The 26,664-nt window shown below is 61.8% G+C and carries 24 protein-coding genes and 1 pseudogene; 15 read left to right on the forward strand and 10 right to left on the reverse strand.

The window, feature by feature from the left end:
• Positions 1-22 precede the first annotated feature (22 nt).
• The 6 genes from WG908_RS06135 to grxD all read left to right on the forward strand — a co-directional run bounded on the left by WG908_RS06135 (position 23) and on the right by grxD (position 3,458).
• Complete coding sequence (locus WG908_RS06135; RefSeq protein WP_340185680.1) at positions 23-226, forward strand: hypothetical protein; 204 nt, start codon at positions 23-25, stop codon at positions 224-226.
• A 66-nt stretch (positions 227-292) separates the two neighbouring features.
• Positions 293-1,744: a 3-isopropylmalate dehydratase large subunit gene (gene leuC, locus WG908_RS06140; RefSeq protein ID WP_340185681.1), complete on the forward strand. Its 1,452-nt coding sequence runs from the start codon at positions 293-295 to the stop codon at positions 1,742-1,744.
• Between the two features lie 107 nt (positions 1,745-1,851).
• On the forward strand, positions 1,852-2,445 hold the full coding sequence (gene leuD, locus WG908_RS06145; RefSeq protein ID WP_340185682.1) for a 3-isopropylmalate dehydratase small subunit: 594 nt from the start codon (positions 1,852-1,854) through the stop codon (positions 2,443-2,445).
• A gap of 57 nt (positions 2,446-2,502) precedes the next feature.
• Positions 2,503-2,826: a DUF1476 domain-containing protein gene (locus tag WG908_RS06150; RefSeq protein ID WP_340185683.1), complete on the forward strand. Its 324-nt coding sequence runs from the start codon at positions 2,503-2,505 to the stop codon at positions 2,824-2,826.
• A gap of 10 nt (positions 2,827-2,836) precedes the next feature.
• Positions 2,837-3,070, forward strand: a complete 234-nt coding sequence (locus WG908_RS06155; protein WP_340185684.1) for a BolA/IbaG family iron-sulfur metabolism protein — start codon at positions 2,837-2,839, stop codon at positions 3,068-3,070.
• Positions 3,071-3,125: 55 nt separating this feature from the next.
• On the forward strand, positions 3,126-3,458 hold the full coding sequence (gene grxD, locus WG908_RS06160; RefSeq protein WP_340185685.1) for a Grx4 family monothiol glutaredoxin: 333 nt from the start codon (positions 3,126-3,128) through the stop codon (positions 3,456-3,458).
• Between the two features lie 113 nt (positions 3,459-3,571).
• Here the strand turns inward: grxD and WG908_RS06165 are convergent, their stop codons facing one another.
• Complete coding sequence (locus WG908_RS06165) at positions 3,572-3,724, reverse strand: conjugal transfer protein TraD (protein ID WP_340185686.1); 153 nt, start codon at positions 3,722-3,724, stop codon at positions 3,572-3,574.
• A 400-nt stretch (positions 3,725-4,124) separates the two neighbouring features.
• On the opposite strand from WG908_RS06165, the gene WG908_RS06170 reads away from it, so the two are divergent.
• A complete protein-coding gene (locus WG908_RS06170; RefSeq protein WP_340185687.1) occupies positions 4,125-5,129 on the forward strand; it encodes a LacI family DNA-binding transcriptional regulator in 1,005 nt (334 codons plus the stop codon).
• Between the two features lie 171 nt (positions 5,130-5,300).
• On the opposite strand, the gene WG908_RS06175 is transcribed toward WG908_RS06170, so the two are convergent.
• Positions 5,301-6,377: a LacI family DNA-binding transcriptional regulator gene (locus WG908_RS06175; protein ID WP_340185688.1), complete on the reverse strand. Its 1,077-nt coding sequence runs from the start codon at positions 6,375-6,377 to the stop codon at positions 5,301-5,303.
• Positions 6,378-6,552: 175 nt separating this feature from the next.
• Between WG908_RS06175 and WG908_RS06180 the strand changes: the two genes are divergently transcribed.
• The 5 genes from WG908_RS06180 to WG908_RS06200 all read left to right on the forward strand — a co-directional run bounded on the left by WG908_RS06180 (position 6,553) and on the right by WG908_RS06200 (position 13,495).
• Positions 6,553-6,717 (forward strand): hypothetical protein, encoded by a 165-nt coding sequence (locus WG908_RS06180; protein ID WP_340185689.1) that lies wholly within the window; start codon positions 6,553-6,555, stop codon positions 6,715-6,717.
• Between the two features lie 364 nt (positions 6,718-7,081).
• Positions 7,082-9,301, forward strand: coding sequence for a TonB-dependent receptor (locus WG908_RS06185; RefSeq protein WP_340185690.1), 2,220 nt, complete (start codon positions 7,082-7,084; stop codon positions 9,299-9,301).
• 85 nt (positions 9,302-9,386) lie between these two features.
• Positions 9,387-10,658, forward strand: coding sequence for a sugar MFS transporter (locus tag WG908_RS06190; RefSeq protein ID WP_340185691.1), 1,272 nt, complete (start codon positions 9,387-9,389; stop codon positions 10,656-10,658).
• A gap of 13 nt (positions 10,659-10,671) precedes the next feature.
• Positions 10,672-12,831, forward strand: coding sequence for a beta-glucosidase (locus WG908_RS06195; protein ID WP_340185692.1), 2,160 nt, complete (start codon positions 10,672-10,674; stop codon positions 12,829-12,831).
• 268 nt (positions 12,832-13,099) lie between these two features.
• The gene (locus WG908_RS06200; RefSeq protein WP_340185693.1) at positions 13,100-13,495 is read left to right on the forward strand and encodes a hypothetical protein; all 396 of its coding nucleotides are present in this window, start codon (positions 13,100-13,102) and stop codon (positions 13,493-13,495) included.
• Between the two features lie 50 nt (positions 13,496-13,545).
• On the opposite strand, the gene WG908_RS06205 is transcribed toward WG908_RS06200, so the two are convergent.
• The gene (locus tag WG908_RS06205; protein WP_340185694.1) at positions 13,546-15,216 is read right to left on the reverse strand and encodes a carboxylesterase/lipase family protein; all 1,671 of its coding nucleotides are present in this window, start codon (positions 15,214-15,216) and stop codon (positions 13,546-13,548) included.
• 205 nt (positions 15,217-15,421) lie between these two features.
• On the opposite strand from WG908_RS06205, the pseudogene WG908_RS06210 reads away from it, so the two are divergent.
• A pseudogene (locus WG908_RS06210) lies at positions 15,422-15,956 on the forward strand (helix-turn-helix domain-containing protein); the annotation flags it as partial.
• 94 nt (positions 15,957-16,050) lie between these two features.
• Here the strand turns inward: WG908_RS06210 and WG908_RS06215 are convergent.
• The 7 genes from WG908_RS06215 to WG908_RS06245 form a co-directional block, all read right to left on the reverse strand.
• Positions 16,051-17,121, reverse strand: coding sequence for an alpha/beta hydrolase (locus WG908_RS06215; protein ID WP_340185695.1), 1,071 nt, complete (start codon positions 17,119-17,121; stop codon positions 16,051-16,053).
• A 220-nt stretch (positions 17,122-17,341) separates the two neighbouring features.
• On the reverse strand, positions 17,342-17,515 hold the full coding sequence (locus WG908_RS06220) for an NAD(P)-binding domain-containing protein (protein ID WP_340185696.1): 174 nt from the start codon (positions 17,513-17,515) through the stop codon (positions 17,342-17,344).
• A complete protein-coding gene (locus WG908_RS06225; protein WP_340185697.1) occupies positions 17,512-18,069 on the reverse strand; it encodes a MarR family winged helix-turn-helix transcriptional regulator in 558 nt (185 codons plus the stop codon). The genes WG908_RS06220 and WG908_RS06225 overlap by 4 nt, the downstream gene beginning before the upstream one ends.
• Before the next feature lie 381 nt (positions 18,070-18,450).
• Entirely contained in the window at positions 18,451-18,681 is a 231-nt protein-coding gene (locus tag WG908_RS06230) for a BrnA antitoxin family protein (RefSeq protein ID WP_340185698.1), read from the reverse strand.
• Positions 18,668-18,796, reverse strand: a complete 129-nt coding sequence (locus WG908_RS06235; protein ID WP_340185745.1) for a BrnT family toxin — start codon at positions 18,794-18,796, stop codon at positions 18,668-18,670. The genes WG908_RS06230 and WG908_RS06235 overlap by 14 nt, the downstream gene beginning before the upstream one ends.
• A 359-nt stretch (positions 18,797-19,155) precedes the next feature.
• Positions 19,156-20,070, reverse strand: a complete 915-nt coding sequence (locus tag WG908_RS06240; RefSeq protein ID WP_340185746.1) for a formylglycine-generating enzyme family protein — start codon at positions 20,068-20,070, stop codon at positions 19,156-19,158.
• Between the two features lie 27 nt (positions 20,071-20,097).
• Entirely contained in the window at positions 20,098-21,966 is a 1,869-nt protein-coding gene (locus WG908_RS06245; RefSeq protein WP_340185699.1) for an arylsulfatase, read from the reverse strand.
• 632 nt (positions 21,967-22,598) lie between these two features.
• Between WG908_RS06245 and WG908_RS06250 the strand changes: the two genes are divergently transcribed.
• Positions 22,599-25,028, forward strand: a complete 2,430-nt coding sequence (locus tag WG908_RS06250) for a TonB-dependent receptor (protein WP_340185700.1) — start codon at positions 22,599-22,601, stop codon at positions 25,026-25,028.
• Positions 25,029-25,239: 211 nt separating this feature from the next.
• A complete protein-coding gene (locus tag WG908_RS06255; RefSeq protein WP_340185701.1) occupies positions 25,240-26,538 on the forward strand; it encodes a hypothetical protein in 1,299 nt (432 codons plus the stop codon).
• The last annotated feature ends 126 nt before the right edge of the window (positions 26,539-26,664 follow it).

The following is a 26,664-nucleotide window of genomic DNA, read 5'->3' on the forward strand; positions in this document are numbered from 1 at the left end:
AGCATGCAATAGGCTTCCCCCAATGCGCTCCACCTATGACACAGCCACCGTTCGCCTCTATCATCTGAGCGATGGACCCGACGGCGGGGCGGCGTCGACGCTCTATTATGGCTCCTTCGATCAGGCGATGCGGATCGCCGCGCAGCAACCCGAAGACGTGCAGGACGGCCTGTTCATCGCCACCGACAATGACGTCGTGGCCTATCTCGACCTGATCGCCGACTGATCGGGTTCGCTTTTTTTGCCGCTTCCTCTTTAACCCTGATGATTACAGGGGTAGGGGACGAGGATCATGACCACAGCTCGCACGCTTTACGAAAAGATATGGGACGCGCACGTTGTCGAGCGTCGCCCCGACGGCACCTGTCTCGTCTATATTGACCGTCACCTGGTCCATGAAGTGACCAGTCCTCAGGCGTTCGAGGGGCTGCGCCTCGCCGGGCGCAAGGTGCGCCGGCCCGACCTGACGCTGGCGGTGCCCGATCATAACCTGCCGACGACCCCGCGCCGCGACGCTGCGGGCAACCGCATACCGATCGCGGACCCGGAAAGCGCGCAGCAGCTCGCCGCGCTGGAGCGCAACGCGCCCGAATTCGGCGTCCGGCTGATCGGCGCGACCGATCCCGAACAGGGCATCGTCCATGTCATCGGGCCCGAACAGGGCTTTACGCTGCCCGGCACCACATTGGTCTGCGGCGACAGCCATACCAGCACCCATGGCGCGCTGGGCGCGCTGGCCTTCGGCATCGGCACCAGCGAGGTCGAGCATGTGCTCGCCACCCAGACGCTGCTGCTCAAGCAGTCCAGGACGATGGAGGTGCGGGTCGACGGCGAACTGGGCTTCGGCGTCACGCCCAAGGATGTCGCGCTGGCGATCTGCGGCCGGCTGGGGACGGCTGGCGGCACCGGCTATGTCATGGAATATCGTGGTTCGGTGTTCGAGGCGATGTCGGTCGAAGGGCGCATGACTGTCGCCAACATGTCGATCGAGGCGGGTGCGCGATCGGGCTTGTTCGCTCCCGATGACAAGACATTTGCCTATCTCAAAGGGCGGCCGATGGCGCCCAAGGGCGCGGAATGGGATGCGGCCGTCGCCTATTGGAAGACGCTTGCAACCGACGAGGGCGCTGCCTTCGATCAGTCGATCGTCATCGACGCTGCCGACATCGGGCCGACCGTTACCTGGGGCACGAGTCCCGAAGACGTGGTCGCGATCGGCGGCGCAGTGCCCGATCCCGACAGTTTTGCCGATGCGTCCAAGCGTGCCGCCGCCGCCAGGTCGCTTGATTATATGGGCCTGGTCCCCGGTCAGCGGATGGAAGATGTGCTGGTCGAGCATATTTTCATCGGCAGTTGCACCAACAGCCGTATCGAGGATCTGCGCGCTGCCGCCGCCGTGTTGCACGGGCGGCAAATCGACCCGCGGATCAAGCAGGCGATGGTCGTGCCCGGCTCTGGCCTCGTCAAGCGCCAGGCGGAGGCCGAAGGGCTGGACCGGGTGTTCGTGGATGCAGGTTTCGAATGGCGTGAACCGGGTTGTTCGGCGTGCCTGGGCATGAACCCGGACAAGGTGCCCGCCGGCGAGCGTTGCGCTTCGACCAGCAATCGCAATTTCATGGGCCGTCAGGGTCCGGGCGCACGCACCCATCTGGTGTCGCCGGCGATGGCCGCGGCTGCGGCGATCACCGGGCATCTGACCGACGTGCGCACGCTGCTGGAACATAAAGAGGGACTGGGCGCATGAAGAAGATTTTCTGGGTGCTGGCGCTGGGCGCGCTGGCAAGCGCGATGATGGCGGCAGGTCTTGGCCGGGCCAACGACGCGCCCACCGAAATGCAGCCGGTGGGCTGAATGGACAAGGTCACTACGGTCGATGGCCGCGCTTATCCGTTCGGCATGAAGAATGTCGATACCGACATCATCATCCCGTCCCACTGGCTCAAGACGATTTCCCGCACGGGACTTGGCAAGGGCGCATTCGAGGCGTTGCGCAAGGAGCCGGGCAACGTCTTTGACGATCCCGACTATGCCGGCAGCCCCTTCCTTATCGCGGGCGACAATTTTGGCTGCGGCTCCAGCCGTGAACATGCCGCCTGGGCATTGGCCGACATGGGCGTCAAGGTGGTTATCGCGCCCAGCTTTTCCGACATTTTCTCCGGCAACGCGTTCAAGAACGGCATATTGACCGTGGTGCTGCCGCAGGAAGCGATCGACCGACTAATGGCGGTCGCCCGGACGGATCCCATTCATGTCGACCTGGAGCAACAAATGGTGACGACGCGGTTCCAGGATCGTTTCGCGTTCGATATCGATCCGTTCCGCAAAGCCTGCCTGCTGGGAGGATTGGACGAGATCGGCCTGACGCTCGATGGCGCGGGGGCGATCGACCTTTATGAAGCCAGGACTGCCGGCGAGCGCCCCTGGCTGGTGCCCGCCGTTGCGTGAGCGCGACGAACCGCATATCTTGATATTATCGATCCGATTGCAGCAGGGTTTTGACGCATGACCACATTCGACGACCGTGAACGCGCTTTTGAAAATATGTACGCGCACGACCAGGAAATGCAGTTCCGTATCCAGGCCCGGCGCAACCGCCTGTTCGGCGAATGGGCGGCGGAGAAAATGGGCCTGACGCCCGAGGAAACCGATGCCTATGCCAAGGCGGTGGTGCAGGCGGATTTCGAGGAATCCGGGGACGAAGACGTCATCCGCAAGGTGTTGGGCGACATGACATCGGCCGGGATCGATATTGACGAAAGCGGCGTCCGTACCGCGCTGGATGAACAGGCGGTCGCCGCCCGCCGCCAGTTCATCGAGATACAATAGGATCACCTGCATGCCGATGGCCGCCGACGACATTGCCGACATGATCCGCGCCGCGATTCCCGACGCGCAGGTTGAGATCACCGATCTTGCCGGCGACGGCGATCATTATGCCGCCCGCGTCGTTGCGGAAAGCTTCCGAGGACTTAGCCGCGTGGCGCAGCAGCGCGCTGTCTATGCGGCGCTTGGCGGCCGGATGGGCGGCGTGCTGCATGCCTTGCAACTGACTACGGCGGTTCCCAACTAAAGCGATATCACCCCGCGCGGCATAGGCCGCGCGCCTGACAGGAATGGACTATTCAATGACCGACCCCGTGCAGCAGCGGATTGCCGATATCGTCGCGGGCAGCGACGTGGTGTTGTTCATGAAGGGGACGCCGCTGTTCCCCCAGTGCGGATTTTCAAGCCGCGCCATCGCCATTCTCGAACATCTGGGCGTGTCGTACGAAACGGTCGACGTGCTCCAGGACCAGGGGATCCGCCAGGGGATCAAGGAATTTTCCGACTGGCCGACCATCCCGCAGCTCTATGTAAAGGGCGAGTTTGTCGGCGGCAGCGACATCATGATGGAAATGTACGAGGCCGGCGAACTGCACCAGTTGATGGTCGATGGCGGGGTCGCGGCAGCCAACTGATCGCATCTGCCAGCTAAGGGATGCCGCGATCATCGCTTGCATCCCCAATCCTGTCTTCACCGTCAAGCCCGGCTGATCGCCGCAACCGGTACGCCATTTTCTGGATATCCGCGCTATTGCAAGGGCGCTGCGGCGAACAGCTGGCCGCCCTTACTGATGAACGCCAGGATCACGGCACGGTCGTCACCGGCAAGCTCGACGATGCCAGCCTTGACGACAAATCCGCCCAGTTCGGTCAGATGCCGGGTCCGTTCGCGGCGCTTCATTTGGCCCGCGCGTGTGTCATGTCGCGCCTTGCTCAGCAGTTGGCGATTGCGTGCGGTCGTTAGGGTCACCGCGATCCCGCTGGCGAAGCTTAGCCAGAACAGCCGACCCCCGCAATCCCGGTACAGCCCATTAACAACACCGGCGGAGGGACGCCATCGAGCACGCCATGCGCGTTGAAGGCGAGGGCCGTGATTGCAGCGCAACTGCCGTTGAACAGCCGACTCCTCTGGGGCATTTCGCCGTCCATCCTCTCTTATGTAATGCGTTACGCGCTTGGGCGCCGCTTGGAATGCAAGCTTCTTTGTCTGATCCTTGCACGCCATTTCAGTGCGCCGCGCCTGTTTGGGCTCGCCAACAATCGCGGCCTGTGTATGGAATGGACGCCTACGAGGATCGGTGATGGCGACAATCAAAATGGTAGCGGCGCGCGCCGGAGTATCGACAGCCACAGTTTCGCGCGCAATCAGTAATCCTGAGCAGGTTCTACCGCCTACTCGCGCACGGGTGCGTGAGGCAATTGAAGCACTAGGTTACGCCCCGAATTCGGCCGCTAAAAATTTGCGCATGCTGCGTACGTCGAAGATCGTGGTGATGGTGCCCGATGTCTCGAACCCCTTTTTCTCCGAAGTGTTGCGTGGCGCGGAGGAGACGGCGCAAGCGGCTGGCTATGCCGTGCTGCTTGGCGATACGAACGACAATGCTGAACGCGAGGCGCAATATGCCGCGATGCTGCTGCGCAAGGAGGCGGACGGACTGATCTTCCTGGGCCATCGCATGCCAGCTGCTTTGATTCGGATCGTTGCGGAAAAAGATATGGCAGCGCCCATCGTCAACGGGTGTGACTATTCACCAAAACACGGTGTCGCGGGAGTACACATCGACAATTTGAGCGCTGCGAGTGAGGCAGTGGCGCTGCTCCTATCGATGGGGCACCGTCGCATTGGCATCGTCGCTGGACCGCGCGACAGCCATATCACGCGTGACCGGCTAGCCGGCGTGCGCCGGGCAGCCGCAGAGCAGTCGGGTGACCTGATCGTTGTCCATGGCGATTATACGATTGAGTCTGGCGCTCGCCTTACGACGCAACTTCTATTGGCAGCCGATCGTCCCACCGGAATCTTTTGCTTCAGTGACGAGATGGCCGTCGGGGCACTTTCCGCTGCAAGGGCCGCTGGCCTTGTGTGTCCCAAAGACCTGTCGATCATTGGCTTCGATGACGTTCGCTACGCGCGGTTCATGGATCCGCCGCTGACGACGATACGCCAACCGATGAAGCTGATTGGAAGCACCGCTGTCGAGCTGCTGCTGGCCATCTTGAACGGAGGGTCCGTCGAACGGGCGGCCGCTATAACGTTACCACATGACCTCGTGGTACGCGGCAGTACGGCATCAAGCACGCTTTAAGGGGGGTAAGCGGAGGCGGTCAGCGATCTAAGGCCCGACTACCCTGAACTGCTCTCGCGTGCCCATCGACGGCGCTTCTGTCAGTGTTGAAGCTGCTCGAATATACTTCGCCAAGAACCGACCAGATAGGTTGCCCCACCCCGCGCAAGGAGCTGCGTGTCGCGACGCTCCTCATATGTCCCGAGAGGTGCTTTTGCGAATGACGAGTTCAACCTCCTGTTCGATGCGTCGCGGTCCGTCCTTCACGCTGCTCCGGTCGAGAAGCAGCCGGGCGGCGGCCTCCGCCTGTTCCACGATCGATTGCCTGATCGTGGTCAGCGGCGGCCAGATCAGCCGGGCGATCTCGCTGTCATCGAAGCCCGTCACCGCGATTTCGCCCGGCACCGCTATGCCGCTCGCGCCGAGTACGCTGATCACGCCGGCCGCCATCTCGTCGTTGGCCGCGCAAATGATGGAGGGCCGCATCTTATGGGGCAGCGACAGAATCCGCCGGGTCGCTTCGGCACCCGAGTCATAGGTATAGTCGCCCTGCTCGATGATGACGGTGGCCGGACTTATGCCAAGAGCTGTCAGCGCTCCGGTGAACGCTGCCATCCGAATACGCGAGGATCTGTGGCTGGAAGGTCCGCCGACAATTGCGAACCTGCGGTGTCCCAGCTGGTAGAGATGATTGACCAGCTGCCGGACTCCGTCTCCATCGCGGGCAAAGACTGCATCCGTTCTCGCGGCGTCACTGGCCGGCGACATGCGCACCATGGGTATTTCGTGCGCCTCAAGGAGATCGAGAATGGCGGCGTCATCGGTCAGTGGCGGGATAAGGATCGCCCCCGCAAGCCGGATGCTGTCGACCAGTTCGGCTATGCTTTCGGCTATGTTGTTGTCTGCAGGGGTGAATTCCTCAAGCGTGAGAAAATTGCCTGTTTCGCGGCAGACTCTCGAAACCCCGCGCACCACATCGGCCACATAATGCGGTGAAGGGTTATTGTTCAGAATGGCGACCAGAAATGACCGGTCGCTGCGCAAGGCTCTCGCGGCAAGGTTCGGGCGAAACTTCAGCGCCTCAATGGCCTTGTCGACCTTTTCCCTGGTCTTGACCGACACGCCGGTCTCACCATTGACGACGCGCGAAACCGTCCGCGCCGCAACCCCCGCAAGCGCGCCGACATCATGTAAAGTCGGCTTTGTTTCCTTGCTCATCCGTATTGATACTCCCCAGGCGTATTTTGGGCTCACCGGCGCGATAGTCAACTTTGCCATCGCCGCTTTTCAACGTTGGCAGTTGGCGTCAGGCGTTGGTCTCATAAGGCGGTAAGGGTCTGTGCCAGTCAGAAGGGGAGTTAACACATGATCAGTTGGCTCTCTCGGATGTCCGCGTGTTGAAGGGCAAATGGAACTACGAGCGCCGGGCCATGTCGGATTGCGCGTGGTCGACGGCGTCTATTTCAAAGCTGGGCTCGATCAGCAGACGGGTCGCCAACTCGACAAGCTGGCCTGGTTGGGCCAGCCGCTTGCCAATCTTATCACGAGCGCTGAGGTGCCGAAGAGCCACATATCCGACGTGGCGCGCCGCGTGGAAGATGGTCAGTAAGCCATTGAGGGCGGCGGGCACTGTGCTTCGCTTCTCTACATTTGGACCGGTTCGCGCAGCGCAACTGCTTAGCCGTCCAGCTGTGAAGCAAATGGGAGGCGGGAGATGAGGTGCAGGGATAAGATTAAGAGACTTGCATTCTCAGCCACGCCCAAGAATGTAACGCATTACATAGGGCGGCGCATGGAAGGCGAAATATCCCCAGAGGAGTCCTCGATTCCACGGCAGTTGGGCAGTGATCACGGCCCTCGCCTTCTGTTTGCGGTCCTTTTCGGCGGCTTGTCAACGTTGGCAATTTGGGATAGGGGTCCGGTTCTTATGAGACCGTAATGGTCCGTGCCATTTAGGAGGGGAGCTTCAACACATGATCAACAGTCGCTTTCGTATATCGATACTCGCGTTGGCCACCGGCCTTTCTATTCCATCCAGCGCCTATGCGCAGGCCGATCAGGCGGCGGAAATCCCCAATGGGGAGATCATTGTCACTGCGACGCGCAACGAAACGCTCGCTTCGAAAACCCCGATCGCGCTGACGGCGATCAGCGGGGCAGCGCTGGCGTCGGCGGGCATCACCAATCCCACGACTCTGGCCGAGCAGGTCCCCAACCTGTCGATCGATCGCAACAATGGCGGGCTGCAGATTACCATTCGCGGCGTGACCAGTTCGGACATCACTGAAAAAGGCGATCCATCGGCCGCATTCATGGTCGACGGGATTTATATCGCGCGTCCCCAGGCGCAGGAAGTGAGCTTTTTCGACGTCCAGCGTGTCGAAGTACTCCGGGGGCCTCAAGGCACGCTCTTTGGTCGCAACACGACGGCCGGTCTTGTCAACGTCATCGCCAACAAGCCGAAACTGGGCAGCTTCAACGGCTCGCTTGACGCATCATATGGCAATTTCGATACCCAGCAGATTACAGGCGTGCTCAACATCCCTGTAAGCGACGCCGTCGCGATCCGGGCCGCAGCCAATTACGACCGGCGCGATAGCTATCTGATCCGGGGGCCGGCCTTCACGACGCCGCTCGATCCGTTCAAGAAAAATCTGTCGGGCCGCCTGTCCGCCCTGTTTGACTTAGGTGACGGCGAATTGCTGGTCCGCGGCGATTATTCATCGATCAAGGGCAACCCGTTCAACTTCCTTCCGACGGGCAATTTCTATCAGAACTTCGATACGCCGGGCGTCGAGCCGATCTACATCGGGAACAGCAAAACTTTCGATCAACTGCGCACGATCAACGCGCCTGTGCAAACCCCGCTCTACACCGACAATTCGACCTGGGGCGTCATGGCCGACTTCAGCTATAATCTAGGGCCGGTTACGCTCAACTATATTGGGTCTTATCGAGAGTTGGACAGTCGGGTAAATAATGCTCTTCTATTGAGTTTCGGCGGCGCGACTCCTAACACTTTTGTGGGAAAATATTGGCAGAACAGCCAGGAAATTCGCTTCTCCGTCGGCGATGGTCCACTCAAGGCGCAGGCGGGGCTCTATTATTTCAAGGAGAGATCGGGCATCAGAGCGGACCTCATTGGTTTGCTTTCGCCCACCCCGGGCACGCCCGGCTATATATTTGGCTTTCCTCAGGATCCGACGATCGCGGAGTCATGGGCCGGATTTGGGCAGGCCACCTATGCTGTCGCCAGCAACTTTCGACTGACAGCAGGCATCCGCTATTCGCACGACAAGAAGTCGCGTGACGGCGCTACGCTTGTTTGCGGCACCGTCGCGTGCAACCAGCCCGGAGATTCATCGACGCCCAATATCGCCGCCGCATCCTTTTCCAAGGTGACATGGCGCCTTGGCGCGGATTTCGATCTCAATGATCGCACCTTACTCTACGGTGTCGTCTCCACCGGATACAAGGCGGGGGGATTCAATGACGGCTGCGCAACCGGGACAGGTCCGACCTGCAACAGTCTCCCCAGCGAGCTCTATTACAATCCGGAAACGCTGACGTCTTATGAAGTCGGCATCAAGACGGGGTTCCTGGATAACGCCGTGCGGCTTAACGCATCGGCCTTCCATTATGATTGCAAGAATATCCAACTCACTCAGGCGGCAATCTGCGGCGCAGGCCCGTGCTTTCAGATTTCCAACGCGGCAGTGGCGAAGGTCGATGGCGTGGAGCTTGAAGGCGTGATTACCCCAGCGCGATCGAGCAAGTTCGACTTCTCGATGGCCTGGCTCAATGCGCGCTATGATGACTACCAGGTCACACCGAGCGTCAATTTCGCCGGCAGAAAGCTCGACCGCTCGCCGTCGGTCGTGTTCACCGTCGGTTACACGCACAGCATTGAACTCGCAAATGGCGGCAATATCCAGGCGGGCGTGCGCACGCGCGTTTCGGATGACTTTAGACTTGCCGCGCTTGGAACGCAGACACAGTTCCGCGTTCCCGGCTATACGAAGACCGACATGCTGGTGTCCTACAATGCTCCCGGTGATCGCTGGTACATCCAGGGCTTCGCCAAGAATCTCGAGAACAATATCGTTCTTTCGACAGCCACCAACGGCTTCTTTGGTTCTTCGCAGATTTCCGATCCGCGCACTTATGGCGCGCGCGTCGGTGTGAAGTTCTGATACTCGGGGGCGTTCGGGGTCATAGGGGTAGGCTGCGATCCGGTGGATTGCGGCCTACCCGCCATTATACAGCAGAAAGAGGGCAATGACCGTGTTGGTTTCCGACCATGTTCGAACAGGCTCTGAACAGATACCCGCATCGCGCGCCCTCGTGGCGGCTGTCGTCGCGCTCTTTTTCCTCTGGGGGGGGCTGACCAGCCTCAACGACATTTTGGTCCCCAAGCTCAAGGGGCTGTTCTCGCTCTCCTATACAGAGGCGATGCTGACCCAGTTCGCCTTCTTCATGGCCTATTTCATCGTGTCGATTCCCGCCGGCGCGTTGATCGCGCGGATCGGATATCTCAAGGGTATCGTCACCGGCCTCGCGACCATGGCCATCGGTTGCCTGATGTTCGTCCCCGCTTCGTCGTCGGGCATCTACGCCACCTTTCTCGCGGCGTTGTTCGTGTTGGCCTCCGGGATCACGATTCTGCAGGTCGGCGCCAATCCATTGATCGCAAATCTGGGCGATCCGGCGACATCGCACAGCCGCCTGACGCTGGCGCAGGCGTTCAACTCGCTCGGCACTACACTGTTTCCGCCGATCGGCGCCCTCATCATCCTCGGCTCGATGAGCAAGGTGGACCCGGCTGGGCTTGCGCCAATAGAGCGCGCCCTTTTCCTGACGAAAGAGGCGGCGGTGGTCGGCCACGCCTATATCGCGATTGCCGTGATACTCCTGGCCGTCGCGCTATTCTTCTTCGTGCGTCGTTCCGCGATTCCGAGCGGACAAGGCGCACCGGCAAGCCTGGCCGGGTCGTTAGCCCTGCTGCGGCGCAGGCGGCTTGCAGGTGGCGTAGTGGCCCTCTTTCTCTATGTCGGGGCGGAAGTCGCGATCGGATCGATGCTCGTCAATTATCTCGCGCAGAAGAGCGTCATGGGGCTGAGCGAACAGGTGGCCGGAACGATGATCGCGCTCTATTGGGGCGGCGCGATGGTCGGCCGCTTCGTCGGCGCTGTGCTGCTTCGACGCTTCAGGCCCGGTCTGGTCCTGTCCGCCGTCTGCATCGGTGCGGTCATGCTGATCGCCCTGTCGGCAATGACGGCGGGCGCTGTCGCAGGCTATGCGATCCTGGCCGTCGGCCTGATGAACGCCATCATGTTTCCGACGATCTTCAGCCTGGGGATCGAAGGTCTGGGCGAGCGGACACCGCAGGGGTCGGGCCTGTTGTGCATGGCCATCGTCGGCGGGGCGATCATCCCGCTGCTTACCGGCGCGATCGCCGACGCCACTTCCCTGGCGATGGCGCTCACCATCCCTGCCATCTGCTACCTGCTGATCGCCATCTATGGCTGGTCGGCACGCCATCGAGCCTGACGAAGGAATATTCATGCGCTTTGCTTTGCTTACCCTCTCGTGCCTTCTCGCGTCGCAGCCGCTGACGGCGCAAAACAGCCAAGAGGATGCCGACGCGAAGGCCGCGCGGCTGGAAGCGCAGATGACCGATGCCGAACGGATCGGCCTGTTGTCCGGTATCGTGCCGATTGCGTTTCCCGGGATAGAGGTCGTAATTCCCGAAGGCATGCCGGCGACGGCCGGCTATGTGCCTGGCATCCCGCGTTTGGGCGTTCCGCCCCAGCTTGCGACCGATGCGAGCCTCGGCGTCTCCAACCCCTTCCAACTGCGAAAGGGTGATGTCGCAACGGCCATGCCATCGGGCCTGCTGCTGGCGTCGTCGTTCGATCCCGCGATGGCCGAACGCATCGGCGCGACGGTCGGCGCGGAGGCGCGGGCCAAGGGTTTCAACATCCTACTCGGCGGCGGCATGAACCTGGCGCGTGATCCGCGTTACGGCCGCAATTTCGAATATCTCGGCGAAGACCCGTTGCTCGCCGGGACGCTCGTCGGCCATGCCATCCGCGGCACGCAGTCGCAGGGCGTGGTTTCGACCGTCAAGCACTTCGCCCTGAACGGCCAGGAAACGCTGCGTCACACGGCGGATTCGGTGATCGCGGAAAGCGCGCTGCGGGAAAGCGAACTGCTGGGCTTCCAGATCGGCATCGAGATCGGCCGGCCGGGCGCGGTCATGTGCGCCTATAATCTGGTCAATGGGCACAAGGCGTGCGGTAACGACTATCTGCTGAACCGCGTGCTGAAGGATGAATGGAAATACAAGGGCTGGGTCATGTCGGACTGGGGCGCGGTCGATGACGTCTCCTATATCAAATCCGGCCTCGATCAGCAGATGGGCTATCAACTCGACAAGCAGCATTGGTTCGGCCAGCCGCTTGCGAATCTTGTGGCCAAGGGCGACATCCCGAAGAGCCGGGTTTCCGACGCTGTGCGCCGCATTCTGCGCAGCCTGTTCACGGTGGGCATTGCGGCTCCATACAAACCGCAACCGATCGATTACAAGGCGCACGCCCAGGTCGCGCTCGATGCGGCGCGCGGCGGCATCGTCCTGCTCAAGAATGACGGCATATTGCCGCTCGCCGCCAAAGCGCGGACTATTCTCGTGGTCGGCGGGAACGCGGATTTCGGGGTGCTGTCGGGCGGTGGGTCGAGCCAGGTCACTCCCTCCAATGGCGCGCTGCGTATCATCGAGCAGGGCGGAGACGGGTTGGTGGCATTGTTCAGCCGCCAGATCTACATGGCCGGTGCGCCGCTCGATGCGCTGCGCAGGGCTTTGCCCGATGCCACAATCCGCTTCCAGAACGGCTATTCGGCGGAAGCTGCGGCGGCCTATGCCGCCAGGGCGGACATGGTGATCGTTTTCGCGACCAAATGGGAGGGTGAGGGCGTGGACTCTGGCTCGCTTACCCTCCCTCAGGGACAGGATCAGTTGATCACGGCACTGGCCGACGCCAACCCCAATCTGGTGGTCGTGCTGGAAACGGGGAACCCGGTGACGATGCCCTGGCTCGACAAGGCGAGGGGCGTCGTGCAGGCTTGGTATCCCGGCCAGGAAGGCGGGAAGGCCATCGCCGATGTCCTGACCGGCAAGGTCAATCCGTCGGGCCGCCTGCCGATCACCTATCCTGCTTCGATCGATCAATATCCGCGCATCGCCCTGCCAGGGCTTGGCCTGCCAGACCGCACGCCGGTCAAAGTCCCTTATGACGAGGGTGCGGATGTTGGCTATCGCGGCTTTGCCAAATCGGGCGAGACGCCGCTATTCTCCTTTGGCCATGGCATGAGCTACACCAGCTTTTCCCACGGGCCGCTGTCGGCGCGGGCAGGCGCGTCGGTCCGGTTGCGTTTCACGGTCCGCAATGTCGGTGGCCGCGCCGGGGCGGATGTGCCGCAGCTCTATCTGGTCGAGCGCAATGGCGAAAAGCTGGAGCGGCTGGTCGGTTTCAGGAAAGTGGCGCTGCAGCCGGGCGAGAGTCGCCAGGTGACGCTCGATGTCGACAACCGCTTGCTGGCTGACTGGAAAGACGGCGGATGGTCGATCGCGGGAGGGCGCTACAGCTTCGCGCTCGGCGAAAGTGCGGCAAAACTGGGCAAGCCCGTCATCGTTCGCGTGCCCGCAACGGCCTGGAAGGATTGATACGGACCATATCCGGCATCTCCGAGCCTCCTGGTTCCTATATGCTTATGCGAAATGCCGGTAGGATGGATAATGTGCTTCTGTGCGCAAAGCTTGAATAAAAAGGATCCTGAAGAGCGAAGGTCGCTTGGGTTCGATCGAGATGATTTCTCGGCCGCCTATCGAAGCGGCAACGGGGGAGGTCGGCAACTGATAGCTTTCCGGCGTTAGATCGCTTCTGTCAGCCGATGTCACCAATACATGATGTTATAACAAGAGGGTAACCGCCGTGTCGGAGATCGTGATTGATGAGCTGAAGCAGTTGGTTCGGGCGACCCATTTGGCCGACGCCCTGATGACGATCGACGATGTCAGGGGGTACAATGCGGACCTTGCAAAGCTGTTAGAGGTCGCAGCGGGGCGGTTCGCGAAGATTAGGCTGCTTGTAGACGCGCGCAGACTGTCAATCCAGTTGCCGGAGGTCGGCCGTCATTTCGACGGACCGGATCGGCTGCTGCGCACGCCCGAGGACCGCTATGCACTCGTCCTCGGCTCCAGTCTTGCCAAGATTCAGACGCGCCGTATCCTGGGGAACCTAGGGGACGACAAACGCATGCGCATGTTCCTTTTGCTGGAGGAGGCCGAGCTCTGGCTGCTCGGCACCGGGAGCCAGGCCACGACTTAGATGGGGCGGCAAAGCACGCCAGTTATGCGGCGCCGGCCGGGACCGGCGGATCAGCGCGCAGCGCGCTTGTCAGCAGCCGCCTCCGTCAGGTCGAGCCGGAGCCGCCAAGGATCGGGCCCTGACTTCGGGTTCCCCTCGGCGCTAAAATCCAACAGCTGCCTTGCCCCCGCGTCGTAGCGGGGCCAGGCCGGCAGGCCCGGACCATTCGGGTCTCCGGTCTTGGCGAAATTGACCCAGTAGCCGTTCATGACCTGGGCCACCGCCATGTCCTGGGCGGCCAGCCGCGACCCATATTTGGCCGGGACTGTGTCGAACACGTAGGGGATTTCAGTCGCGTGGGGCGCGCCGCTCTTCCAATCGTCGCGCATGGAGTAGGCCACATAGGAAAAGCGGTACACATAAGCGTCTTGCCCCCCCGCAGCGACGGAGGCGGCGACAAAGCGCGCCGGCTCGATCATGGTCGCGTCCATGGCGACGCGCTCACCCACCAGCGCCGCATTGCCGGTGCGGTCAGGATCGTAGGCCGCCAGCGCCGCCGCCCGGTCACCGCCGAGGGGTGCGATCGCCTCATCGATGGTACGGGCGCGGCTGAACGCCATGTCGGCGCTGTTGGCGCCCACGATCACCGGAATCGGAGCGACCTTTCCTGCGCGATAGGCAGTCTCCGGCGACATGACGACGATCTTACCATCCTGGATCGGACCCGCGAAATCCCCCGAGCCCGCCGTGAATAGGCTGGCGAGGTTCAAGCCGTCGATTACCCGATCGGCGGGCAGAGCGCGGAGTCTGGCGAGCGCGGCGGCATCCTCACCCTCGACGCCGTGCCGGCGGGCGAAGGAAAGCCCCAATGTCTCCGCGGAGGGTTGGTCTGGCCTGTCGCCCCACAGAGGGCGCGGCGTCATCAGCGCGTCGCGGCCGCCGCCGGACTGCACGATCGCCTTGTGGAACAGCCCCCGCGCATCGGGCGCGGCCATGAGTGCGTTAGCCGAAAACCCTCCCGCGGACTCCCCGAACAGAGTGACATTAGCCGGGTCGCCGCCAAAGGCCGCGATATTGGCCTTGACCCACTTCAGGGCGGCGATCTGGTCCATCAAGGCGTAGTTGCCCTTCGGCTCCTCCCGATGCTCACGGCTCAGGGCTGGATGAGCGAAGAAGCCGAAGCGGCCCAGGCGGTAGTTGAAGCTCACCAGCACCACGCCGCGCCGGGCAAAGCGATCACCGGCATAAACCGCCGGCGAGGAGCCGCCGTTGACGAAGCCCCCCCCATAGATCCAGACCATCACCGGCAACGGACGGGCCGAGGTCTCGGCGGGCCGCCATATGTTCAGCACCAGGCAATCCTCGGACGGCGTCGTGCCGAGCGGCGCGGCGTCGCTGTCGAACGGCTTCTGCATGCAATCGTGGCCGTATTGCACCGCCTCCCGCACGCCGCTCCATTTGACGGCCGGCTGGGTCGAACGCCAGCGCAGTTCGCCGACCGGCGGGGCGGCGAAGGGAACGCCGAGATAAGCTATCACGTCGCCCTCGGCGACGCCGCGCACACGGCCGGCGTCGGTCACCGCGATCGGAATCTTGGACGCCATCGGTTCGATGCGGTTGGCGGTGACCATCGGCTCGCGAACCGGCGGGGCCGGCCGGTCCGCCGCAACGGCGACGGATGTGGCCACCGTCGCAAGCACCAAGGTTGAAGCGGACACAAAAATGCTGCTGCGGATAGTCACCTGGAATCCCTCCCTGACTTCAATGCCCGACTAGCGTGTTGCACCACCATTTAGGCCGACAGTTTGTCAACGTTGACTTCTCAAACCCGGGCGCATCTGTCAACGTGGTTATCAGCCGTCGGCGCGCCGGCGTGAATGATTGACTCGCAGGGTTGCGGATTGGGCAGTCGGTGATTCGATGCCTCCGGATAGGACGGAGGCAGGCATGGCGGCAATCAAGATAGAGCGGAATGATCTGGACGCGGCGGGACGATGCCGTGAAGCGGCGGCGCGACGGATGCCGGCGCTGGCGCTGGTCCTGGAAGGCCGGTCGCGGGCTGAGGCGGCGCAGATGGCGGGGATGGATCGTCAGACACTGAGGGACTGGGTTCACCGTTACAATGCGGAAGGGCTTGCGGGATTGTCCGACCGGAAAGGCGACACCGGTCCGAAGCGCCTGCTGTCGCTGGAGCAGGAAGCGCAGGTGGCGCAGTGGGTCCGCAAAGGACCGGATCTGGCTGAAGATGGGGTGGTTCGCTGGCGGCGCATAGACCTGGCCCGGGCGATCGAGCGCAAGTTCGGCGTCGTGCTGGCCGAACGCAGCGTGGGCGACGTCTTGCGGCGGCTCGGTTTCCGGCGACTGGTGGTGCGTCCCCGCCATCCCGGCCACGACGCCGCGGCGCAGGCGTCTTTCAGGAGGATTCGCCGCCCTCATAGACGCCGCGCTGCCAGAGTATGCCCGCGGCAAGCCGGTCGAGCTCAGCCAGTCCGCATCACCGCCATCGGCTCCAAATCATGGGCACAGGTCAATCAATGACACCGTGTGTATAAGGGAATCTGCGGGCATCGGGCGCCTCAGCCGATCGGGGTCGCCCATGCCTTGCGCAAGGCGTCCAGCTTTGCGTCGTTGAACTGCCTAACGACACCAGCCTCGGGCGAGCCGTTATCGAACCCGTGGAACGCACCGGGCACCACCAGCAGCTCGGTCGGCACACCTGCCCCGACGAGCCGCCGGGCATATTCCATGTCTTCCTCTACAAAGAGATCGAGCGCGCCCACGCAGATGAAGGTAGGCGGCAGACCGGACAGGTCGACGACTCGCGCCGGGACCGCCGCGACCGGGACCGTTGCGGTTCCCGGCTGCTGACCCAGGAACGCACGCCAGCCGAAGCGATTGCCGGCGGGCGTCCAGATGATCTGACCGACCGTTGCAGGCGCCTGACGGCTGCTGCCCGTGCGATCATCGAGCATGGGATAGACCAGCAACTGGAAGGCGAGCTTGAACTCGCCGCGATCGCGGGCCGCCAATGCCAGCAACGCGGCATGGCCGCCTCCGGCGCTCTCGCCCATGACCGCAATCCGCCGCGGATCGACACCCAATATTGCCGCATTACCGAACAGCCAGCGCAAGCCGGCGTAATTGTCCTCGATCGACCCCTGATATCCCACCTCGGGCGCCAGTCGATAGTCGACCGACACGATCACGCAATCGAGCGTCGCAGCCATCTTCTGTAACCGGGGTACGTCGCTGGCGGGGGCACCGATGATGTAGCCGCCGCCATGCGTATGCAAGATCGCGGGACGCCGCGTGCCGGCACGCGCGTTGATGACATAGACGATGACCTCGGGCGCTCCGCGCCCGCCGGGAATCGATCGACGCTCGACCGGAACATTGGTATCGAATGCGGGCACCCTGCTACCCAAAGCCCGCAGGGCGGGCAGCGTAGCCGGCGACAGAGCCGAGAGCGCGTCGGTTATTGGCGCCGCTTCGCGCGCGGCCGCGCGCAGTTGCGGATCCACCAGCGAAAGGTCTACCTTCGAGCCTGTCGGCGCCTGCGCCATGGCGACGGTACGCGGGAGGGTCGTAGCAGCCAGACTAGCAAGGGCGCCGATGGCGAGATTGCGCCGGGTCAGATCAAGCGTCATTCTTCAATCCTGAGGTCATGGGGGATGAGGCAGCCTGCCCCATCCCCCGTGGAATGATGGTGTCGATTACATGAACAGTGCGCGATTCAAGCGCGGCAGGTAGTCCGGATCAAGTCCGGGAGCCGCACCCTCCAGCCGCTCCATCATCGCCGCGCCGACAAGGTCGCGACGCTTCGGCAGTCGCGCCCTTTCCGCCGCGGCTAGCGCCGAACCCATCTCGTCACGGGTCAGGTCGGTGCAATAGGCCGGCGCACCGGGCTGCTGAAGACAGGATGTCGGGGCCGATCGAATCCGGGCCGCGCGAGTTGGCGACCTTCACGTCGTGCCCTGCCTCGCTCAGCCGGTGAATGAGCGTCTTGCCGATATTGCCGGTGCCGAGAATGCCGATCTTCATATGTGCTGTTCTTTGCTGTGTGGTCCGGCGCCGGCCTGGCTGTGTGCCGCAGGCGACCGGAGATGAGGTAATGCAGGCGGATCGCTTTCGACTCCCGGCCGGGCGAAGTCATCGAGTGTCCGGCGCAGGTCGGTGGCGCCCCGTTCATCGAGCTTGCAGGCCGTCCTGATCTGGCCGCTGATCGCCAGGACGGCGGGGCGGAGCGCTTCACCGGCGGGTGTCAGGTCGATGAGAACGCGTCGTTCATCGGCGGTATCGCGAACGCGCGTTACCGTTCCAGCCATCGCCAGCCGCTTCAAAAGCGGCGTGATCGTGCCCGTTTCCATGCCGAGCTTTCCGCCAAGTTCGCCCACCGTGCGCGGCGTGTCGGCAAAGAGTTCGAGCAGGACGAGATATTGCGGGAACGTCAGTCCCAGCGGCTCGAGGAACGGCTTGTGCATCCGCGCCATCCGGTTGGCTGCGCGATAAACGGCGAATGACAGCTCGTTGCCCGCCCCGGACCTGTCGTCCGGGGCGGCTTCGGTTTCAGGCAGATGACTGGACGCGATTTCCATAGCGCACTACATAGTAGTGCAATATGGAGATGCAAGATCACGGCTGAATTTCCAACCGACCGACTTCGCGAGGCCCAGCAATAATGGGTGAGGGTGCCTACCTCGACAGTGCCATTCATGGACTCGGGTGACCGCGCAAGATCATTTGATCCGCCATCCAAATCCGGTTGGGCGTTGTTGACCGGGAGCTTGTTCCCGATTGCTGATTCGCGAAATGCATCACTCGATGCGGACAAACGGAAAACCTTAGTCGACGTCAATCACATGATTCCGGCAGGCTAACCATCTGAATTATATAGAATTTTCTTCTCTTCAGCGCGCGAGGCGTATCACACCGCAGGATGGCGTCGCACCTCTGTCTGATTGCTGGCCGCGAAGTTGCTAGATTTGCCCTGACGCTACGAGCTTACCCAGCAGGGCATTGACGCGCGTTTGCCAGCCTGGGCCGCTCCCACGCAAATGCTCGACCGTCTTCGCATCCAGGCGGATTTTCACCTCTACCTTCGGGGTTTCGAGCTTCGGACGACCTCGCCGGGACGGTTTCATTCCGGACATGAACGCCGCATCCATCGGCGGATTATCGTCGTGAATCTCAGGATCAAACTTGGCCATAATAGAACCTCGCTTCATTCTTCTCTGCCGGACGCATGCTGATGGCGCGAACCGCATCGTCGTGGGAGCCGTCGGTGAAAGCCAGCACATGCAGGCGATCACCGATCAACCCTATGGCAACGAAACGGACCTCTCCATAATCGAAGCGGTCATCCTCGCGTTCAAAGGCCGTGTCCTAATCGAACCCTTCCGCAGCCTGCAAGGATATGCCGTGTTTGGCGATATTACTCTCGTCTTTGGCCGGGTCGAACTCGATCTCCATACCAATTTCGTACACCCATTAAATTGCCCGCACAACAGTTTTTGTGCACCCTAAAAAGATCAGCATGGACCAGCGACATCACACATCGGCCTTTGACGCTACCCACCCTGTTCGAGCCAAGGTGTCCGCAAGGGTCGATCGGGGCACATTGAATGTGCCAGTATCGCTTGAAGATTAGGTTGCCGAGGACAATTCGGTTCGGTTGACCTTGCCTAGACATCCCGGATTATACAGCGAAAACCAATGTGCCCGGTGCTCGTGTCGACGGGATTGGCGTACCGCGCCGCAGGCCGGTAGCGCTGACAATAATTTTCCGCGCAAAGATGCGAGCCGCCCTTCAGAACCTTGCGCGGAACACGCGCGGGGTCGCGCTTGATGATGCTGCCCCCGCGTGTCCCGCCGCTAGGATTGGCGGGTACGCAGCAGGAACCGTAGGATTTGCGCTCGATCTTGGGCTGCGCGAACCAGTCGGAGGTCCATTCCCACACATTGCCGATCATGTCGTATAGGCCATAGCCGTTGGCCGGATAGGAGCCAACCGCAGAGGTGCGCACCCTGTCGCCGTTTGAAGCGCTGTCGACGGGAAATGCTCCCTGCCAATAATTCGCCATCATCGCCCCGCCGGGCGCGAGTTCATCGCCCCAGGCGTACGCCGCATCGGCAAGGCCGCCTCTGGCGGCAAATTCCCACTCCGCCTCGGTCGGCAGGGCTTTGCCCGCCCACGCCGCATAAGCCTCGGCATCGGCATAGACGATGTGGACGACCGGATGGTCCTCCAGTCCTTCTATTGAACTTCCAGGTCCCCTCGGCGCGCGCCAGCTTGCGCCGATGCGGTAACTCCACCAGCTCGGCACGGACAGGTCGCGGGGCGCGACGCGCGGCGCGTCGAACACCGCCGATCCGGGCTGCGCCAGTTCCGGCAGCAGGCCGGCATAGTGTTTCGGATCGGGCGGAATCTCCGCAAAGGTCACATAGCCGGTCGCCGCGACGAAGGCGGAGAACTGGCGGTTCGTCACCGGGGTGGGATCTATCCGGAACGGATCGACCCGCACCCGTCGCACCGGGGTCTCCTCCGGGTAGAAGCCGTCCGACCCCATGTCGAACGTTCCACCGGGAATGACGATCATGTCCATTGTGGGCATAGATTTCCGCTCTTATTTCCGCGCCGGATGCGCGACCTTCCGCGATTCCTCTTCCATCGATTTGCGGCCCTTCGTCTGGTGGATTTTGCCGGCAAAAACATCGTCCCACGTGATGAGCGGATACAGATTATGCTCTTGCGCCTGCTGCTCGAACAGCGCGCGCAAGTCCTTGACCTTGTCGGGATATTTGGCGGCCAGATTCACGCGCTCGTTGAAGTCGGTGTTGAGATCATATAGTTCCCACGCATTCTCGTCGAACGGCTTGCGTCCCGATGCGGTATTGGCCGTCAACGGATAGGGATAGGCGAGCGAGGCCTTCCAGCCGTCCTGATAGATCGCGCGCGATCCGAAGATATAATAATATTGCAGCCGGTGCCGGGAGGGCGCCTTTGGCTGGGTGATCGAATACGCCAGTGAAGTGCCCTGAATCGGCTGCTGGGCAACACCCCGGATATGGTCCGGCGCGGTAACGCCGATCAGTTCCAGCGTGGTCGGCAGGATATCGACGACATGGCCATATTGGGTGCGGATGCCGCCCTGCCTGATCCCCTTCGCATAGGAGATGATGAGCGGGTTGCGGGTGCCACCCTCGCTGTTGGCGTCCGTTTTCCACAGCCGGAACGGCGTGTTCATGGCCTGCGCCCAGCCGAGCGGATAATTGCCCTCGATCGCGTCGGCCGTGCCGATCTCGTTGATTTTTCGGAGGTTATACTGGATGTTATCCGCTTCCGGCAAGGGCTTACCCACCAGGGGCCGATCGATGTCGCCATTCAGCGTGCCCTCCTTGCTCGCGCCATTGTCGCCGACGATTACGATGAAAATCGTGTTGTCATATTGTTTGGTTTCCTTGAGGTGGTCGACGAGCCGGCCGATCTCATGGTCGGTATAGGTGAGAAAGCCCGCATAGACCTCCATGAAGCGCGCATAGAGCGTCTTCTCGTCCGGGCTGAGCGCGGCCCACGCCTTGATGTCCGGATTTCGATCGGGCAGCTTGGCGTTGGCGGGGATGACGCCGAGCTTCTTTTGCCGCGCGAAAACCTCGGCGCGATACGCGTCCCAGCCGGCGTCGAACTTGCCGCGATATTTGTCGCTCCATTCGGCCGCGACCTGATGCGGCGCATGGGTCGCGCCTGGCGCATAATAGAGGAAGAACGGCTTGTCGGGCGCAGCGTCCCGCTGCCGGTCGATATAGGCGATCGCCTTGTCGGTGATCTGTTCGCTCAGATGCCGGCCATCAGGCTTCACATAGGCCTGATCCTCGACCAGATCCGGCTTATACTGGTCCGTCTGCGACCCCAGGAAACCGAAGAAATGATCGAAGCCCTTTCCGGTTGGCCATCGGTCGAACGGACCGGCGTCGCTCGCCTCCTCATCAGGAGTCAGGCCATATTTGCCGACCGCGAACGTGTTGTAGCCACGGTCGCGCAGGATCTCCGCGATCGTGCCGTCTTCCGATGGCAAACGCCCATCCCAGCCGGGAAATCCGGCAGACAATATCGTATGAGAAAAGCCGGCCATATGGACCGACGAGCTGTTCTTGCCGGTCAGCAGCGAAGCGCGGGTCGGCGCGCAGATCGCCGTCGTGTGGAAATTGGTGTAGCGCAGGCCCTGATTGGCCAGCTGCTCCAGCACGGGCGTGCTGACGCCGCCGCCGAATGCGCTCGACGCACCGAAGCCAACATCGTCCAGCAGGATCCAGACGATATTGGGCGCCCCCGCCGGCGCCCGGACCGGTTCTGGCCAATATTCCTGCGATTGCGCCAGTGTCCGGCCGATCTTGCCCTGAAAGGCCTGCGGCTGTTGCTGCTGCGCATAAGCCTGGGCGGCGACCGAAAGCGCCGCTGCGGCCGCCGTGATGGACAGAAGATGTTTGCGAGTCACGGACTACCCCTTCTTGCATTTCTGAGACGAAAACGGAGAGCAGGATCGGCGTTGCCATCAGCGACTGCCGGGATAGTCCCACCCCAGGGCTGGCGTAGAGCAAACTCGCGCGCAGTGTTTGTCTACATTAATAGTAGTCATATGACTGTCAAGGCGACACGGCCGCTGGTGATCGCCGATTTTTCGGTCCGCTACAGAAAATACCCAATATTTCCAAAATGATAACGGGAAATGATCTAGAATGTGGCTATCAGCAAAGGAGATTTTTGGAAGCGCAAAGCAAAGCTATATTGCCTTATACTATCGAAAAAGTAGACAATTTTTGCGGATGAGGCTGGTCGCTCGTCCGGATGCGGGCGGCAGCGTCGGCTCCCTTATGACCCGCGGCTCATTTGAAGGGATGCAGCTTGCTCCGCGTCATCAACGGCTAAAGCGCGCGATGCCGAGGCGACTACGCCAGGGATCGTGATCCGCCACTTCAGGGGGAGAACCGATGCGCAGTCGCGTGATCCGATACATACGTCGCCACGGCGCGCGCAGTTTGATCGGCATTCCTGCCGCACCGGCAGGTGCATGCGGACTTAGAAGCGCCTCGCTCCCCTGCCAAAACCTATTTCAGAACAGGGGCTTTCGTGAACAATAACCATCCTGCCGTGCAGCACGCTCTCGTCCGCAAACAGCGTCTTTTGCTGTTGTCGGCCGCCGGTCTCGCCACTTTCCTTTCCGCCAGCCCGGCGCTGGCCGACGCGGTCGCACCATCGGCCGATGACGCCGCCAGCACTGCCTCCGCGGATGATGCTATCGTCGTCACCGCACGCCGTCGCGACGAAGATGCGCAGGATGTGCCGATCGCACTGAGCGTGATCGGGTCGGAGACACTGGCCAAGACCGGCAACTATACGTTGTCGCAGGTCCAGCAGCTCGTCCCCAGCCTTCAAGTGTACAGCTTCAATCCGCGCAACACGAACATCAACATCCGCGGCCTTGGCGCGAATGTCTCGCTCACCAATGACGGGCTGGAGAACGGCGTCGGCTTCTACCTCGACAATGTCTATTACGGACGCCCCGGCCAGTCGCAATTCGATCTGGTGGACCTCCAGCAGATCGAGGTGCTGCGCGGCCCGCAAGGCACCCTGTTCGGCAAGAACACCACCGCCGGTGCGATCAACATCACCAGCAAGGCGCCCAGCTTCACGCCCGAATTTTACGGCGAGGCGAGCGGCGGCAATTATGGCTATCATCAGCTGCGCGCGTCCCTATCCGCGCCGATCATCGCCGACAGGGTCGCCTTGCGCCTTTCGGTCGCCGATACCCATCGCGACGGCTTCCTGACCAACCTGCATGACGGGTCGAAGGCGCAGGACTATGATAATTTCTCGGTTCGCGGTCAGTTGCTGATAAAGCCGACCGACACCGTTTCGATCAAACTGATCGGCGACTATTCCAGTCAGAAACAGAATTTCGTCCTGAGCATCCCGGTCGCTTACGTCACCAATTATGACGGCGGCGCGCTCCTCGCGAACAATATCGCGCTCCGGGCCGCACGGGCCGGCTACAGCTTGCTGCCGGCGAGGCCGTTTGACCGGCTCGGCGATTCCGACGCCCATTATCAGGCGAACATGAAGAGCTACGGCGTGTCGGGCCAGCTGGACTGGGATCTGGGCGGCACTGCGCTCACCGCCGTCACCGCCTATCGCTGGTGGGATTGGGACCCGGCCAATGATATCGACAATACCGGCCTGTCGATTTTCGTGAAGGGGCAGCAGGCCAACCGACAGCGCCAGTTCAGCCAGGAAGTGCGGCTGGCCTCGCAGGGTGAGCGCACCATCGACTGGGTGGTGGGCGCCTATTATTTCTGGCAGACGATCCGCGGCTATGGCGAGGTCGCTTATGGCCCGGCGGCGGCCAACTGGAACCTGCCGGCGGCAAATCAGGCGATCGCCAACGCCGCGCTGAACGGGTTCGAGGCCGACAGCTATTCCGAGCCGCGCACGAAGAGCTATGCGCTGTTCGGGCAGGCGAACTGGAATATTTCCGATCGGCTCAGCCTGACCGGTGGCCTGCGCTATACCCATGAGGACAAGACAGGCATCTACCGGCAGTTCTGGGTGGCAGGCACGGACCTGTCCACCCTGTCGGCGACGGATGCCCAGGCGGCCACCGCCTTCCGCAACGCCTTCAACCCGCGGACCAGCTACAGCATCGGCTTGAAAGACGACAGCGTCTCGGGTCTGGCGACGCTGAGCTGGAAGGCGGCGCGGGACGTCCTCGTCTATGGTTCCTATTCGCGCGGGAACAAATCGGGCGGCCTCAACCTGACCAACATTCCGGCCGGCTTTACGACCTCGGCGCTGGCCGTCCGGCCGGAGACGGTCGACAATTTCGAGATCGGCCTCAAGTCGCAATGGTTCGACAACCGCCTGACCGCCAATGTCGCGGGTTTCTGGACGAACGTGAAGGACTATCAGACGGCGATCACCGCGTTCAATGCGCTGGGCAATGGGGTTCAATATATCTCCAATGTCCCCAAAGTGCGGTCACGCGGTTTTGAAGGCGACCTGACATATGCTCCGAGCCAATGGGTGAGCCTGACGGCATCCGGCTCTTATGTGGACGCCACCTATCGCGACTACGCCAATGCCCCGCAGGCGCTTGAGAATAATCCCGCGCCGGTCGCGGCGGGCGGACTGGGGCCGACGCAGGATCTGGCCGGCGTCCAACTGCCCGGCGTGCCCAAATTCACCTACTCGCTGGGCGCGGACGTGGCGCAGCCAGTGGGCGGCGGTGACATCGCCGTCTATGCCCATGCCGACTATTCGCACCGGTCGAGTTTCAACACCTCTTCCAACAACAGCCGCTATGCGCAGGTGCCGGGCTATGGCATCCTGAACGCGCGGCTGGGGATCCGGACGGAAAGTGGCCGTTGGGACGTCTCGATATGGGCCCGCAACCTGACCGACACCAATTATTATCAGGCGCTGAGCGCAGCCGCCACGGGCTTCATCACGGGGACCATCGGTGATCCGCGCACCTGTGGCGCGACCATCAGGACGAAATGGTAAGGTGGTGGTGGCATATAGCCGCCGATATGGCGCGCCTTTCGGCCCCCCTTCCATGGCATTCTCACGACGCTTTGCGTCTAATAGACGAGAGGCGCAAGAAATGACCACTAAAAGGGTTTGCATCATGTATATCAGCCACATATCGATATATCGGGGAATAGGCCGGGCTGCTCTGGCGGGCCTTTTTGCAGCGGGACTTGCCGCGTCTCCCATGGCCGGTGCGGCCAAGCCCCAGCCTGCCCGTGCGCTGGCTACCCCGCGGCAATATCAGATAGAGGAAAGGGCGAACGCGATCCTCCGGACGCCCCGGATGCAAAAGACGATGGAGGAAGCGCGGCGGATGCTGCTGGCAACGCCGCCGGCATCATCGGAGGCCGCTCGCCGGACGTTGCAACAGATGGTCACCGAAACGGCCGGATTTGCCACTTTGACTGCAGCCAGCGTCGACCCCCGGAATCCCGGCCTCGTCTGGAATATCGCAGGTTCCAAAAAATGGATGGGCCATTCGGCGCCGGCTTCCCGGTTCGCCTTCGACAATCCCGACAATGTCTATCGCTACGCGATCATCGACGATGCATCGACTTATGTTCTCGATGCGCAATCCAACGGGACGGCCGGCCGCCTGACCGTCACCGTCTACAAAGCGTTCGTCGGGGCGCAGACGACCAATTGGGAGCGGGCCGTCGCCTCGGCGGACGAGCAACGGATAAGGTTCGACAGCATAGGCAAGGCGCGGATCACGATCGGACCGGTCGATCCGCATGACGGCTCGCTCTACCTGAACTCGGGAGGCGGCCGCATGCTGCTGGTGCGCGAGGCCATATATGATTGGGGGAAGCAGCACCCGCGAACCATCTCTCTCCAAAGGGTTTCCGGGCCCAAGACGCGCTCTCGCACATTCGACGAAAGTGTCGCTATCGCACAGGACTATCTGATCGCGGCGACCCAGACTGTCATCGATCAGGAAAGGACCTACAGCCCCCTGCCGATTAACGGCTTCGCGTCGGTGGCGCGGGGCTTTGGTAAATCGATGATCAGCATGGGGCGATTCCATATCGCGAATGACGAAGCGCTCGTCGTGAACATCCGGTCGCAATCGGCGGACTATATCGGCACGACCGTGACCTCACCCTGGCTGATAACGCGCGATTATATCGACCATTCGGGTAGCCGGACGAACAGGCAGTCGCACCAGAATCCGAACGGCTCTTACACCTATATAGTGAGTAGCCAAGATCCGGGGGTAGCGAACTGGCTGGATACGGGCGGTCTGCTTGATGGCGGCATGACACTGCGCTGGGAGGGGATGAACGCGCCGGAGGCCAAACTCGATGACGCTATAACGAGCGTGAAGCTCGTCAAGCTAACTGCTCTCCGCGCCGAGCTTCCATCCGGATTCCCTTCTATCAGCGCTACCGATAGACAGGCCGAAATGGTCGCTCGACGGAGGAATTATGAAACCCGCTGCGGAATACCTTGCCGTATTGAAGCGGGTTCTGAAGGGAATTGACGACAGACGTTTGAGCTGCCTCCTGGTTCGATTCAATCGACAGCACGGAGGCCTAAATGATTAACGCGGTGCCCCGTCATTTCGGAGGTGAACGATAAACAGGCCAGTCCGTCTGAAAACCCCGTA

It is taken from the genome of Sphingobium anseongense (genome assembly GCF_037725245.1).
GTDB lineage: Bacteria > Pseudomonadota > Alphaproteobacteria > Sphingomonadales > Sphingomonadaceae > Sphingobium.

Excerpts from the sequence above, each read along its gene's own strand:
- WG908_RS06135 (WP_340185680.1), top strand. The coding sequence starts at position 23 with ATGCGCTCCACCTATGACACAGCCACCGTTCGCCTCTATCATCTGAGC.
- leuC (WP_340185681.1), top strand. The coding sequence starts at position 293 with ATGACCACAGCTCGCACGCTTTACGAAAAGATATGGGACGCGCACGTT.
- leuD (WP_340185682.1), top strand. The coding sequence starts at position 1,852 with ATGGACAAGGTCACTACGGTCGATGGCCGCGCTTATCCGTTCGGCATG.
- WG908_RS06150 (WP_340185683.1), top strand. The coding sequence starts at position 2,503 with ATGACCACATTCGACGACCGTGAACGCGCTTTTGAAAATATGTACGCG.
- WG908_RS06155 (WP_340185684.1), top strand. The coding sequence starts at position 2,837 with ATGCCGATGGCCGCCGACGACATTGCCGACATGATCCGCGCCGCGATT.
- grxD (WP_340185685.1), top strand. The coding sequence starts at position 3,126 with ATGACCGACCCCGTGCAGCAGCGGATTGCCGATATCGTCGCGGGCAGC.
- WG908_RS06165 (WP_340185686.1), bottom strand. The coding sequence starts at position 3,724 with ATGAAGCGCCGCGAACGGACCCGGCATCTGACCGAACTGGGCGGATTT.
- WG908_RS06170 (WP_340185687.1), top strand. The coding sequence starts at position 4,125 with ATGGCGACAATCAAAATGGTAGCGGCGCGCGCCGGAGTATCGACAGCC.
- WG908_RS06185 (WP_340185690.1), top strand. The coding sequence starts at position 7,082 with ATGATCAACAGTCGCTTTCGTATATCGATACTCGCGTTGGCCACCGGC.
- WG908_RS06190 (WP_340185691.1), top strand. The coding sequence starts at position 9,387 with ATGACCGTGTTGGTTTCCGACCATGTTCGAACAGGCTCTGAACAGATA.
- WG908_RS06195 (WP_340185692.1), top strand. The coding sequence starts at position 10,672 with ATGCGCTTTGCTTTGCTTACCCTCTCGTGCCTTCTCGCGTCGCAGCCG.
- WG908_RS06215 (WP_340185695.1), bottom strand. The coding sequence starts at position 17,121 with ATGACGCTTGATCTGACCCGGCGCAATCTCGCCATCGGCGCCCTTGCT.
- WG908_RS06220 (WP_340185696.1), bottom strand. The coding sequence starts at position 17,515 with ATGAAGATCGGCATTCTCGGCACCGGCAATATCGGCAAGACGCTCATT.
- WG908_RS06225 (WP_340185697.1), bottom strand. The coding sequence starts at position 18,069 with ATGGAAATCGCGTCCAGTCATCTGCCTGAAACCGAAGCCGCCCCGGAC.
- WG908_RS06230 (WP_340185698.1), bottom strand. The coding sequence starts at position 18,681 with ATGGCCAAGTTTGATCCTGAGATTCACGACGATAATCCGCCGATGGAT.
- WG908_RS06240 (WP_340185746.1), bottom strand. The coding sequence starts at position 20,070 with ATGATCGTCATTCCCGGTGGAACGTTCGACATGGGGTCGGACGGCTTC.
- WG908_RS06255 (WP_340185701.1), top strand. The coding sequence starts at position 25,240 with ATGGCCGGTGCGGCCAAGCCCCAGCCTGCCCGTGCGCTGGCTACCCCG.